At 68.3% G+C, this 12,042-nt stretch carries 14 protein-coding genes; 5 read left to right on the top strand and 9 right to left on the bottom strand.

What is annotated here, in order from left to right; genetic code table 11:
• Window positions 1–28: 28 nt before the first annotated feature.
• The 4 genes from BST44_RS18395 to bfr all read right to left on the bottom strand — a co-directional run bounded on the left by BST44_RS18395 (window position 29) and on the right by bfr (window position 4,291).
• On the bottom strand, window positions 29–919 hold the full coding sequence (locus BST44_RS18395) for a TIGR03854 family LLM class F420-dependent oxidoreductase (protein ID WP_083178535.1): 891 nt from the start codon (window positions 917–919) through the stop codon (window positions 29–31).
• 193 nt (window positions 920–1,112) lie between these two features.
• On the bottom strand, window positions 1,113–1,607 hold the full coding sequence (locus tag BST44_RS18390; protein WP_083178534.1) for a carboxymuconolactone decarboxylase family protein: 495 nt from the start codon (window positions 1,605–1,607) through the stop codon (window positions 1,113–1,115).
• 30 nt (window positions 1,608–1,637) lie between these two features.
• Window positions 1,638–3,704, bottom strand: a complete 2,067-nt coding sequence (locus BST44_RS18385; protein ID WP_083178533.1) for an MDR family MFS transporter — start codon at window positions 3,702–3,704, stop codon at window positions 1,638–1,640.
• 107 nt (window positions 3,705–3,811) lie between these two features.
• On the bottom strand, window positions 3,812–4,291 hold the full coding sequence (gene bfr, locus BST44_RS18380; RefSeq protein WP_066954691.1) for a bacterioferritin: 480 nt from the start codon (window positions 4,289–4,291) through the stop codon (window positions 3,812–3,814).
• Window positions 4,292–4,649: 358 nt separating this feature from the next.
• Between bfr and BST44_RS18375 the strand changes: the two genes are divergently transcribed.
• Window positions 4,650–4,835, top strand: coding sequence for a (2Fe-2S)-binding protein (locus BST44_RS18375; RefSeq protein WP_083178532.1), 186 nt, complete (start codon window positions 4,650–4,652; stop codon window positions 4,833–4,835).
• Between the two features lie 12 nt (window positions 4,836–4,847).
• Here the strand turns inward: BST44_RS18375 and BST44_RS18370 are convergent, their stop codons facing one another.
• From BST44_RS18370 to BST44_RS18355, 4 genes are read right to left on the bottom strand one after another with little or no spacing between them, the layout of a single operon-like run.
• Window positions 4,848–5,600, bottom strand: coding sequence for an enoyl-CoA hydratase/isomerase family protein (locus tag BST44_RS18370; protein WP_083178531.1), 753 nt, complete (start codon window positions 5,598–5,600; stop codon window positions 4,848–4,850).
• 18 nt (window positions 5,601–5,618) lie between these two features.
• Window positions 5,619–6,062 carry a TIGR03618 family F420-dependent PPOX class oxidoreductase gene (locus BST44_RS18365; protein ID WP_083178530.1) on the bottom strand — a complete coding sequence of 148 codons (444 nt, stop codon included), beginning with the start codon at window positions 6,060–6,062 and terminating at the stop codon, window positions 5,619–5,621.
• Window positions 6,059–6,769, bottom strand: a complete 711-nt coding sequence (locus BST44_RS18360) for an EthD domain-containing protein (RefSeq protein WP_083178529.1) — start codon at window positions 6,767–6,769, stop codon at window positions 6,059–6,061. Before BST44_RS18360 ends, BST44_RS18365 begins: the two co-directional genes overlap by 4 nt.
• Window positions 6,770–6,798: 29 nt before the next feature.
• Entirely contained in the window at window positions 6,799–7,734 is a 936-nt protein-coding gene (locus BST44_RS18355; protein ID WP_083178528.1) for a hydrogen peroxide-inducible genes activator, read from the bottom strand.
• A 102-nt stretch (window positions 7,735–7,836) separates the two neighbouring features.
• Here BST44_RS18355 and BST44_RS18350 point away from each other — a divergent pair, with 102 nt between their 5' ends.
• From BST44_RS18350 to BST44_RS18340, 3 genes are read left to right on the top strand one after another with little or no spacing between them, the layout of a single operon-like run.
• Window positions 7,837–8,424, top strand: coding sequence for a peroxiredoxin (locus BST44_RS18350; protein ID WP_083178527.1), 588 nt, complete (start codon window positions 7,837–7,839; stop codon window positions 8,422–8,424).
• Between the two features lie 28 nt (window positions 8,425–8,452).
• The gene (locus BST44_RS18345; RefSeq protein WP_083178526.1) at window positions 8,453–8,989 is read left to right on the top strand and encodes an alkyl hydroperoxide reductase; all 537 of its coding nucleotides are present in this window, start codon (window positions 8,453–8,455) and stop codon (window positions 8,987–8,989) included.
• Window positions 8,990–8,999: 10 nt separating this feature from the next.
• Window positions 9,000–10,307 carry an alpha-amylase family protein gene (locus BST44_RS18340; protein ID WP_083178525.1) on the top strand — a complete coding sequence of 436 codons (1,308 nt, stop codon included), beginning with the start codon at window positions 9,000–9,002 and terminating at the stop codon, window positions 10,305–10,307.
• Here the strand turns inward: BST44_RS18340 and BST44_RS18335 are convergent.
• Window positions 10,293–10,730, bottom strand: a complete 438-nt coding sequence (locus tag BST44_RS18335; protein ID WP_083178524.1) for a DUF1810 domain-containing protein — start codon at window positions 10,728–10,730, stop codon at window positions 10,293–10,295. The two genes, BST44_RS18340 and BST44_RS18335, sit on opposite strands and share 15 nt — an antisense overlap.
• Window positions 10,731–10,748: 18 nt before the next feature.
• On the opposite strand from BST44_RS18335, the gene BST44_RS18330 reads away from it, so the two are divergent.
• Window positions 10,749–11,984 (top strand): alpha-hydroxy acid oxidase, encoded by a 1,236-nt coding sequence (locus tag BST44_RS18330; protein ID WP_083178572.1) that lies wholly within the window; start codon window positions 10,749–10,751, stop codon window positions 11,982–11,984.
• Window positions 11,985–12,042: the final 58 nt, after the last annotated feature.

Genomic DNA, 12,042 nt, shown 5'->3' with positions numbered 1-12,042 from the left:
GGGGCCGGGATGTCCGGGCCCCGGGAATTCAGTTCTGGCGCGCCGTCAGCTCGCTGACGAACCGGTCGAGGAAGCCGTCCAACGGCGCGCCACCGGCCGGCCGGATGACGAATTTCGTCAATCCCGCGTCGATGTAGGCGTCCAGCTGCCGGTGCAGCCGATCCCATCCGACGGCGATCAGGTCGGCGGGGTCGACGTCCGGGCGACGACTGCGGGCCGCGGCGGCCAGCGCCGCGGGCAACTCACCGTCGGCCCCGTCCACCACGGCCAACGAGATGCCGAAGTGATCGGGGTCGATCCGCCGGCCCGCTTGCGACGCGGCGCGTTCGATCGACTCGCGGCCCACCCGCGCCTCGTCGGGGGTGAGGAAGCTGCCCAACCAGCCGTCGGCCAGCGCGCCGATCCGCCGGAACGCCGCCGGCGCCGAGCCCCCGAGCCAGATGTCCAGCGGGGGGCGCGGCCTGGGCATGACGGCGGCGCCGCTGACGGAGAAGTACCGGCCGTCGTAGCTCGCCGAGTCCTCTTCCAGCGCCGAGCGCAGGACCCGCAGCGCCTCGTCGAACACGGCGGCCCGCTCCCCCTCGGGGACGACGAACACCTCGCGCTCGGCCGGGATCGCCGAGCGCAGGCCGAAGACGGGCAGGACCCGCTTGGGCGCGACCGCCGCCAGCGACGCCAACTGCTTGGCGACCAATATCGGGTGCCGCCCGGGCAGCACCGCCACCGAGGTGCCGACCTTCAACCGGGTCGTCCTTGCGAGCGCGTAGGCCATCCCGACCACCGGATCGACCGCCGGTGAGTACACCAGCTCGGAGAACCACAGCGAGTCGACCCCGTTGGCCTCCAGGTGGTCGACGACGGGGGCCAACCGATCCGGAGCGGTGTCGGCGCCCAGTCCGACGCCGAAGCGGACCTTCACCGTGGTGCCCTCCCTGTCATCGCTGTACTTACCCGCCGCAACACGGTGACGGCGGAATTTGTGCCCACCAGACATAAACGGCCGCGACGTTTTCCGGCGTGTCGTCGCAAAGGTTTATGTGTCGTGGCGCGCGGGGAGGGCGGGTTGCGAGCGAGCGCGGGAGCGCGGGAGCGGTAGTGATTCGCGCGGGAGGCTACGCGCGGCTGGGAATGGTCAGCTTGCAGGCTTGGCCGATGTCGAGTGTCCGCAACACGCGACCCATGCCGACCCACAACGCGCACGACAGGGCCAAGTCGGCCAGCAGCTCGTCGGAGAAGTGTGCGGAGCAGCGGCTCCAGAAGTCCTCGTCCTCGCGCAGGGCGGTGTGATCGGTGGCGAATCGGTCCGCGAACTCGGCCGCCAGCCGCTCCTGTTCGCTGTAGCCGGGCCAGGTGCGCCACTCGCGCGCATGGTCGTACAACTCCTCGTCGACGCCCGCGGCGGGTCCGTCCTCGTCGCGGGTGTTGACGCAGACCACGCATTCGTTGCGGTGGGCGATGACGGCCCGGGCCAGTTCGCGGGTGCGCAGCGGCAACCGATTCTTGGTATAGACCGCCTGACTGAAACCGCCGAGGGCTCCGCCGATGTCCGGAGACTTCGCGAACCAGCCGGCCAGGTCGTCGTCAGCAAATGTTCCGATTCGGCTCATGGCGTGATGGTACGCCGCGCGCCGCCCGTTTCAGGGTGTGGGCACCGGGATCTTCGTGGTGGGACGGTCGTCGTTCCAGTCCCGTTGCGCGAGAACGCGGCCCGCGACTCGATTCAGCGCCGTTTCGACCACGCGACGATCCGGTCGTCCGTCGAATCCCGGTGACCGGGCGAGCTTGTCGACCAGCCAGGCCACCAGCAGCGAGTGGACGTAGTCCACCTGCTGGGCCCCCGCGGGTGTGAGCCACATCTGGTTGCCGTCGCCCCGGGCGTATCCTGTGGCGACCAGCCGCGAGAAGGTGGGCTCCAGGACCTCGAACGGTATCCGCAGGTATTCGGCGATGTCGGTGAGCCGGGCCGTGCCGTACATCTGCCCGTAGCGGTTGATGCGCAGGACGCCCCACAATCCGGCCACGTCGAGTCGGCAGTCGGGTCGCATGGCGATGCTGCGCAATCGCATGCCGGGCACACCGCGCAGCATGCGTTCGACCGCGCCCTCCAGCATCTGATCCGGTGTCTCGGTGTTCGGCATGCCGAACGCGTCGCCGAGATCGATTGTGCTGTCGTGCATTTGCCGCAAGGGGACCTGCCGCAGGAACAACGCCAGGACGAAACCCACCAGCGCGACCGGGACCGCCCAGAGGAATACCTGGGTGAGCGACTCGGAGTAGGCGGCGACGATCGGAGCGGCCTCCTGGCGGGGCAGCCGGTGCAACGCCTCCGGCGACGCGGCGGCCGCGGCCGGCGCACGGCCGGCCGCCATCGCCGGGCCGATCCGGCTGTGCAGGAAGTTCGTGAACAGTGAACCGAAGATGGCGGCGCCGAACGAGCTGCCGATCGTGCGGAAGAAGGTGACGCCGGAGGTTGCGACGCCGAGGTCGTCGAAGTCCACGGTGTTCTGCACGATCAGGACGAGGGTCTGCATGCACATCCCGATCCCGGCGCCGAGGATGACAAGGAACAGCGACTGAACCACCACCGATGTCGAGGGGTCCATCCTCGACATCAGAAAGAACGCCACCGCCATGACGGCGGTGCCGGCGACGGGAAAGACCTTGTATCTGCCCGTGCGGCCGACGATGACGCCACTGCCCATCGAGGTGGTCAGCATCCCGACCACCATCGGCAACGTGCGCAGGCCCGACGTGGTGGCCGAGACGCCATCGACGAACTGCATGTACGTCGGCAGGAACGTCAGGGCGCCCAGCATCGCGAACCCGACCACGAAGGACAGGACGCAGCACACCGTGAACACCGGGCTGCCGAACAGCCGGGTCGGCAGGATCGGCGCGGGGGCGCGGCTTTCCACCCAGGCGAAGGCGCACAACGCGCTCACCGAGCCGACGAACAGGCCGATGATCGTGGGCGATCCCCACGGGTAGGTGGTCCCGCCCCAGCTGGTGGCCAGTGTCAGCCCGGCGGCGCCCAGGCCGACGAACACGATGCCGGTGTAGTCGATGACCGGTTTGGTGCGGTCGGACAGCGCCGGGATGGCGGCGGCCGCCACGAAGAAGACCACGACCGAGATCGGCACGTTGATCCAGAACGCCCAGCGCCAGGTGAAGTGGTCGGTGAAGTAGCCGCCGAGCAAGGGACCGATCACGGTGGTGACGCCGAATACCGCGCCCATCGCCCCCTGGTAGCGGCCGCGGTCCCGCAGCGGGATCACCTCGCCGATCAGCGCCATGGCGGTCACCATCAGGCCCCCGCCGCCGATGCCCTGCAGCGCACGTGACGCGACCAGCATGCCCATCGAGCTCGAGAGCCCACACAGCACCGAGCCGGCGACGAAGAACACGACGGCAGCCTGGAACACCCGCTTGCGGCCGAACAGGTCACCGAACTTGCCGACCAGGGCGGTGATGATGGTCGAGGCGAGCAGGTAGCTGGTGACCACCCACGATTGATGGCCTGCGCCACCGAGATTCGCGACGATGGTCGGCAACGCGGTCGCCACGATCGTCTGGTCCAGCGCGGCCATCAGCATGCCGAGCAGGATCGCAACGAAGATGAAATTGCGTCGCTGCGGGTCGACCGGCGCACCGCCGGGCGCGGCGCCCGGCGGTGAACCGCCTCGTAGTGCTGTGGGGCTCGTCATGCCTGCCTTCCGTCGCCGACCGTTGCTCACGAATGCCCAGGATCGATTCCGGCAATCTAACGGTTGCGGCGACGGGTTTCGCGCAGGCGTGCGGGCCTAGCTGAGCCTCAGCTCGGGGGGCGGGAGACGCACTGCGCCGAGTAGAGCTCCACGCCGAGCTTGTCCATCAGCTCCAGCTGCGTCTCGAGGTAGTCGATGTGCTTTTCCTCGTCGGCCACGATCTCTTCCAGCAGATTGGCGCTCGTGCTGTCCTGCTTCTCGCGGCACATGATGATGCCGGGCTTGAGCCGGTCCATCACCTCGTACTCGATGGCCAGGTCCGCCTCGAACTGCTCGCGCAGCGTCTGGCCGATGCGCAGCGAAAAGAGGCGCTGGTAGTTCGGCAGCCCGTCGAGCAGCAGGATGCGATCGGTGATCGCCTCGGCGTGGCGCATCTCGTCGAAGGACTCGGCCCGGGTGTGCTCGGCGAGCTCGGTGAAACCCCAGTTGTCCTGCATCTTGGAATGCAGGAAATATTGGTTGATCGCGGTGAGCTCGCCGGTCAACTGCTCGTTGAGCAGGCGCAAAACGTCCGGATCCCCTTGCATGTTCACTCCCCTACGGTGACGGTGAAAACGGTGGTCATTCTCGGCCCCGGGCCGGATGCGCTGGGCTGAGCGCATCGTGCCTGGCCGTACCCGCACTTTGCCACGACGGGGGGCAATCTTCCAGCAAGGTATGGCTGTGCTCAGTGTGTGGCGCGGCGGGCACACGGGAGCCGCGTTGCTGGCGGGTAAGGTTAGACTGCGCTAACGAACTTAGGTTAGACTCAACTAATACGGAGTTCGGTTCGGCACTTTTTCGAGAAATCCCGACGACACGGGATGCCGAAAGGGAGGACGAAGTGCGCTCGCTCGACCAGGCCGTCGACGAAGGGATTGTCGCCCGGATGCAGGGGACGCGCTGATGTACGTATGCCTGTGTGTCGGCGTGACGAACCACACGGTGTCCGAAATAGTCGCGCGCGGCGCCTCCACCTCCAAAGAGGTCGCGGCGGCGTGCGGGGCCGGCGGCGACTGCGGACGTTGCCGACGGACGCTGCGGGCGATCATCGCCGCGTCGGCGAATCTGGAGACCGCCCCGTCGCTGTGAAGCTTCGCGCGCTCAGCGGGCTTTGTTGAAGTCCGCCAGGGCGGCGGCGTTGGCCTGCGCCCCCATCAGCTCGGCGAAGTGAGCGTTTTCCCGCGAAGTGGCCGCGGCGATTTCCGGGCGCACCGGCTCCATCATCGTGTGCTTGACCGCCATCAGGCTCGAAATGGGCCGGCCCGCAAGGATTTCCGCGTGCCGACGGGCTTCGGGCAAGAGGTCCTCGGGTTCGCAGACGCGCCAGACCAGGCCCATTCGCAACGCCTCCTCGGCGTCGACCCACTCCGAGGACATCAGCAGCCAGGCGGCGTTCTGCCGGCCCACCAGCTGCGGCAGCAGGTATGACGATGCCGCTTCCGGCGCGACTCCCAGGCTGGTGAACGGGCACTTCAGCCGGGCGGTCGACGCCATGAACGCCAGGTCGGCGTAGCCGAGGATGGTGGCGCCGATGCCCACCCCGACACCGTTGACCGCGCAGATGAGCGGCTTGGGGAACGCGCTGAGGGCATCGATCAGCCCGACGAAACCGTGCTTGCCCGGAATGAAATGCGGATCGGTGATGCGGGCCTGCATCTCGGCGAGATCGGTACCGGCGCTGAACCCGCGGCCCGCACCGGTCAGCACCACCACGGCGACCTCGGGGTCCTCCGCAGCGGCCAGCAACGCGTCCGCGGTGGCGTCGTAGAGGGCCTCGTTGAAAGCGTTCAGCGCCTCGGGCCGGTTGAGCGTGAGGGTGCGCACCCGGTTCTCGTCATCGATCTGCAGCGTCACCGCTGCAGCCTAACCAGCTCAGCCGTTGCTGTAGACGCGGGTCGGCGCGACGAGCACGACGGCCCGCCGCTCGCGGGCCATCACGCGGTCGTAGGTGTCCCAGTCGTCGTGGGTGCCGCCCGCGGCGGTGAACACCTCGCGAAGCAACAGCCGCAGCTGGTCGTCCGCGGTCAGCCAGGGCTGCGTGTCGTCCGGACCGGCCAGTTCCGCGCGGCCCTCGACGGTCGCCCACTGCCATCCGTTGCGGAAGGTGACGGCCAGCTGCGGACGCGCCCGCAGGTTCGCCAGTTTCACCTTGCCGTAGGTGGTGAAACCCAACACCTGCTCGCCGCTTGCCGGGTGCGCCAACAGGCCGACGTTGACCAGCGAGGCCTGCACCGTGCCGTCGGCGCGAACGGTGGACACCACCGCCAGGCCGCTTTCGGCTTCGGCCAACGCCACGGCGTCGCGCAAAGTCGTCATGTGTTTTCCTCGGTGAACGGCGTCTTGAAGACGTAGCGGCTGGTGGGGACGGTGTCGATGTTCTCGTTGGCGCCAAAGGCCGTGGTGCTGGCGACCATTCGGCCCAACCGGTGTTGCAGGTCGTTATCGTCGGCGGCACCGAAGAACGCCTTGAGATCGGTGATCGCCTCCTGCGGGAACAACTCCTCGACGATGCCGGCGATTCCCGGGGCGTCCGGGGTGAGGGTCCGCACCACCCAGTTCTGGGTGTAGCCGAAGGTCGACTGCGTCTCGATGGCCACCGGGGTGTGGTCGCGCTGCCACCGGGTCAGCCAGCTCGCCTGGTCAAGGGCGGCGGGCCGGCGCAGCAACGCCATGTTGGCGAAACCCGTTGTGCGGGAACCCGATTCGGTGACGGGCGGTCTCAGCGGGACCGACTCGGTCACCAGGTATGCGGCGAGCTGGTCGCATTCCGCCTCCAGTAGCGCCAGGGCGGCCGCCATCTGGTCGCCATAGCACTGCTGGGTCCACATGCTCACCACCGCCACGACCGGCGGGTCCAGCGTTGTGAGCGTCATCAGCGAGTGCCGCACGGCGTCATCGCGGACGTTGACCGACAGTCCGGGCAGGCCCAGCTCGAGCAGGGCGGTGGCGACGGGCCCCCGTTGGCGGGCGCACCACTGCTCGTCCGAATCGGCCCGCATGAGCACCGCGATCACCTTTTCCATAGGCAGAACCTACCCGCGGGCGACGCCGCCTACTTGACCAGCCGCACCTGGTGCTGGTTGCTGATCAACCCGCCGATGGTTCCGGCCAGCCGCCGGTAGGACTCGTCGCGGCCGCTGGACGAGCGGTACACCAGGCCGATGCGACGGCCCGGGCGGGGGGTGGCGAACTGCGCCAGGCCGAGGCGGCTTCTGCTCGCCTCTACCGGCACCGCGCTCTGCGGGATCAGCGTCACCCCCAGGCCGCCCGTCACGCATTGCACCGCGGTCGCCAGCGATGCCGCGCGGGTGTTGGCCAGTTCCGCCCGGACGCCCGCCTTGTGGCACACGTCCAGCGCCTGATCGCGCAGGCAGTGCCCCTCGTCCAACAGCAGCAGCGGCAGGTCGGCCAGTGCCGTCGCCGGAACGCGCTTCTTGCCCGACAGCGGATGCCCCGGCGGCAGCGCGAGGACGAAATCCTCGTCATAGATCGGGATGGCGGCCAGTCCGCCGCCGTCGGCCGGCAGGGCGATCAGCGCCGCATCCAGCGCCCCCTCGCGCAACACCGCCATCAGCCGTTCGGTCTGGTCCTCCGTCACCCGCAACGTCATCGCCGGGAATTGCTCGGCGAGCCCGGCCAACACGGTCGGCAACACGTAGGGCGCGACCGTCGGGATCAGCCCCAGCCGCATCCCGGCGCGCAGCGGGTCGGAGGCCCCGGCGGCCGCGGCGGTGAACCCGTCCACCGCCTCGATCGCCGCCTGGGCGCGCGGCAACAGCTCCGTGCCCGCCGCCGTCAACAGGACACGCCGCGTCGAGCGCTCGATGAGCCGGGTGCCCAGCCCGGTCTCCAGCGCCGCCAGCGCCTGCGACAACGTCGACTGGCTGACGCCGAGAGTGGTTGCGGCGCCGCTGAACTGACGCTTTTCGGCGATCGCCACGAACGCGCGGAGGCCGGCGATCGTCGGCTGATAACTCTTATCGGGCATGGCTATAAGTATAGTGGGAAATATCACCTTTACTTCAGTAAGGGTATGCGGGCACGATGGGCAGTGACCGCTAATCTTGAGTAATTCCAAATAAGGAGCGATATGCCTCTGCTGACCATCGGCGACCAGTTCCCCGCCTACGAGCTCACTGCGCTGATCCCTGGCGACCTGTCCAAGGTGGACGCCAAGCAGCCCGAGGACTACTTCACCACCGTCACCAGCGAGGACAACGCCGGCAAGTGGCGCGTCGTGTTCTTCTGGCCGAAGGACTTCACCTTCGTGTGCCCCACCGAGATTGCCGCCTTCGGCAAACTCAACGACGAGTTCTCCGACCGCGACGCGCAGGTGCTGGGCGTCTCGATCGACAGCGAGTTCGTCCACTTCAACTGGCGGGCCCAGCACGAGGACCTGAAGAAACTGCCGTTCCCGATGCTCTCGGACATCAAGCGGGAGCTGAGCCTGGCCACCGGCGTCCTCAACGCCGACGGCGTGGCCGACCGGGCGACCTTCCTGGTGGACCCCAACAACGAGATCCAGTTCGTTTCTGTCACCGCCGGATCCGTCGGGCGCAACGTCGAGGAAGTGCTGCGCGTCCTGGACGCGTTGCAGTCCGATGAGCTGTGCGCCTGCAACTGGCGCAAGGGCGACCCGACGCTCGACGCCGCCGAGCTGCTCAAGGCCTCGGCCTAGTCACGTAGGGTCTGATCAGGGAGGCGAGATGAGCGTAGAAAACCTCAAGGAAGCGCTGCCCGAGTACGCCAAGGACCTCAAGCTCAACCTGGGCTCGATCACCCGCACCACCGAGCTCGACGAGGAACAGCTGTGGGGCACGCTGCTGGCGTGCGCCGCGGCGACGCGAAACAGCCAGGTGCTCAGCGAGATCGGTGCCGAGGCGGCCGACCTCCTGTCCGCCGAGGCGTACAACGCCGCGCTCGGTGCCGCATCGATCATGGCCATGAACAACGTGTTCTACCGCGGCCGGGGCTTCCTGGACGGCAAGTACGACGATCTGCGTGCGGGTCTGCGGATGAACCTCATCGCCAACCCCGGCGTCGCGAAGGCCCACTTCGAGCTGTGGTGCTTCGCGGTGTCGTCGATCAACGGATGCCCCGACTGCGTGGCCTCCCATGAGCACACGCTGCGCGAGGCGGGTGTGAGCCGGGAGGCCATCCAGGAGGCGCTGAAGGCGGCGGCGATCGTTTCGGGCGTGGCACAGGCGATCATCGCCGCGCAGACGCTGGCGACGGTCGGCTGACGGTAGCGCAGTGACGGCGCCGGGCTGGGTAGAGCACGCGATCTGGTGGCAGGTCTACCCGCTGGGGTTTGTCGGCGCTTTTCCCGCGTCGGAGCCGCCGCGGCCGGAGCAACACCGGCTGCGGCGGCTTGTCGACTGGTTCGACCACGCGATCGCGCTGGGCGCGTCGGGCGTGGCGCTGGGGCCGATCTTCGCTTCGCGCACACACGGTTACGACACCACCGACCACTACCGGATCGATCCGCGGCTCGGTGACGACGCCGACTTCGACCACCTGGTCGCCGAGGCCCGCCGCCGCGGCCTGCGCATCCTGCTCGACGGCGTGTTCAACCACGTCGGCGTGGATTTCCCCCGCTACCGACAGGCGTCGAACGACGATTCCGCGGCGCGCTGGTTTCGCGGGCGCCCCGGGCGCTTTCACACGTTCGAGGGCCACTCGGAGCTGATCACGCTCAACCACGACAACCCCGAAGTCATCGACTACACCGTGGACGTGATGGAGCACTGGCTGGAACGCGGCGCCGACGGCTGGCGCCTCGATGCGGCTTACACGGTGCCGGAACGGTTTTGGGCGTCGACGCTGCCGCGGGTGCGCGAGCGCTTCGCAGACGCGTGGTTCGTCGGCGAGCTGATCCATGGCGACTACGCGGCGGTGGTGCGTGCGGCCACGTTCGACTCGGCCACCCAATACGAATTGTGGAAGGCCATCTGGAGCAGCCTCAACGACGGCAACTTCTTCGAGCTGGACTGGGCGCTGCAACGCCACGGCGACTTCCTGGCCGACTTTGCGCCCCTCACCTTCATCGGTAACCACGACGTCACCCGCATCGCCAGCCGGCTCGAACGCCCGGAGCACGTGGCGCACGCGCTGGTGATCCTGTTGACGGTCGGCGGCGTGCCCAGCGTGTATGCGGGTGACGAGCTGGGATTTCGCGGTGTCAAAGAGGAGCGCTACGGCGGAGACGACGCCGTGCGGCCCGAGTTCGGCTCTCCCCCATTGGAATTGGACGCATTTGGTGCCCAGATGTGGGCGCTGCACCAGTTCCTCGTCGGCCTGCGCCGTCGTCACCCGTGGCTGCACCGGGCGTCGACCAGCGCGCTGCGGCTGGAAAACCGGCACTACGTCTACGAGACCCGCCACGGCGACGACGCGCTGCTGGTCGCCCTGAACATCGGCGACGAGCCGATGCGCGTCTCGCTGCCGGAGCTGGGCACGGCGCACCGCCGGGTCGTCGGCGGATCCTCGGCCCCACCACAAGAGACGGTGGACACGCTGGTCGTGGAACCGCACGGCTGGCGGATCTTAAGCCCCTCCTAGGCGCTCCAGCGTGAGCGGGTCCTGCTGACCGTCGTAGTACCTGTCGAGGACGGCCAGGAAGTCCTCGTTGTCGTCGGTCGCGCGGGCGAACAGCGTCATCGACGACCGCAGCTTGAGGTCGTCGGGCGAGCCGAAGATGTCCCGGACGGACCGGCCCTGCACCTCGTTGACCAGCCGGGTGCACTCGCGCAGTCGCGGCCCCAGTACGTCATGGCGCAGATAGCCCTTGGCTTCCCCGAGCGAGGAGATGCCATACCGATCGGCGGTCGGACTGTTGCCCAAGCCGCGCAACTGCGGGAACACGAACCACATCCAGTGACCGCGTTTTCGCCCGTCGCGCAATTCCGCCACGACGTGCGGGTAGACCGCGGCCTGGGCCTTGGCGAAGCGATTCAGATCGTACGGGTCGGACGCGGATTCCATGTGACTACGGTGGCACAGGTGGGAGTCAAACGACGAGTGCCCAAGGTGCGCGACCTGGCGCCGCTGATCCAATTCAAGCGACCGCAGTTCGACGCGACCAGGCGCCGCCTCGACGCCGCGTACACCATCGAAGATCTGCGTCGCATCGCCAAACGGCGCACCCCCAGGGCGGCGTTCGACTACACCGACGGCGCCGCCGAGGACGAGATTTCCCTCCGGCGTGCCCGACAGGCGTTCCGCGACATCGAATTTCACCCGACGATCCTGCGCGACGTCACCAACGTCACCGCCGGCTGGAACGTCCTGGGTGAACCGGTCGTCCTGCCGTTCGGCATCGCGCCCACCGGCTTCACCCGGCTGATGCACACCGAGGGCGAGATCGCCGGCGCGGCGGCCGCGGCCAGGGCCGGCATCCCGTTCTCGCTGTCCACGCTGGGCACTTGCGCGATCGAGGACCTGGTGGCCGCTGTTCCCCAGGGCAGGAAGTGGTTTCAGCTGTACATGTGGCGCGACCGCGAACGCTCGATGGCGTTGGTGCGGCGCGCGGCCGATTCGGGCTTCGACACGCTGCTGGCCACCGTCGACGTCCCGGTTTCCGGCGCGCGACTGCGCGACAACCGCAACGGGATGACGATCCCGCCGACGCTGACGCTGCGCACCGTCCTGGACGCGGTGCCGCACCCGAAGTGGTGGTTCGACCTGCTGACCACCGAACCGCTGGCGTTCGCGTCGCTGGACCGGTGGCCGGGCACCGTGGCCGAATACCTGAGCACCATGTTCGACCCGAGCCTGACCTTCGACGACCTGGAGTGGATCAAGGCGCAGTGGCCGGGCAAGTTGGTCGTCAAGGGCATCCAGACCCTCGACGACGCCCGCGCCGTCGTCGACCGCGGTGTCGACGGCATCGTGCTGTCGAATCACGGCGGGCGGCAACTGGATCGGGCCCCGGTGCCCTTCCACCTGCTGCCCTCGGTCGCCCGCGAGGTCGGTAAGCACACCGAGATCCTGTTGGACACCGGCGTCATGTCGGGCGCCGACATCGTGGCGGCGATCGCGCTGGGCGCGCGGTGCACGCTGGTCGGGCGGGCGTACCTGTACGGGCTGATGGCCGGCGGCGAGGCGGGGGTGGCCCGGGCGATCGACATCCTGCAACAGGGAGTGATCCGCACCATGCGGCTGCTGGGGGTCACCTGCCTCGAGGAACTCTCGCCCAGGCACGTCACGCAACTGCGGCGCCTGGGGCCCGTCCAATAGCGTCGAGATTGCCGTGAGGGTTGTGTTGTCGGCGCCCGGCAATCTCGGCGCCGCTGGC

This window comes from Mycobacterium scrofulaceum (assembly GCF_002086735.1).
GTDB classification, from domain to species: domain Bacteria; phylum Actinomycetota; class Actinomycetes; order Mycobacteriales; family Mycobacteriaceae; genus Mycobacterium; species Mycobacterium scrofulaceum.
The sequence above is the reverse complement of the archived record's forward strand: the minus strand, read 5'-3'. Positions and strand labels throughout refer to the sequence as shown.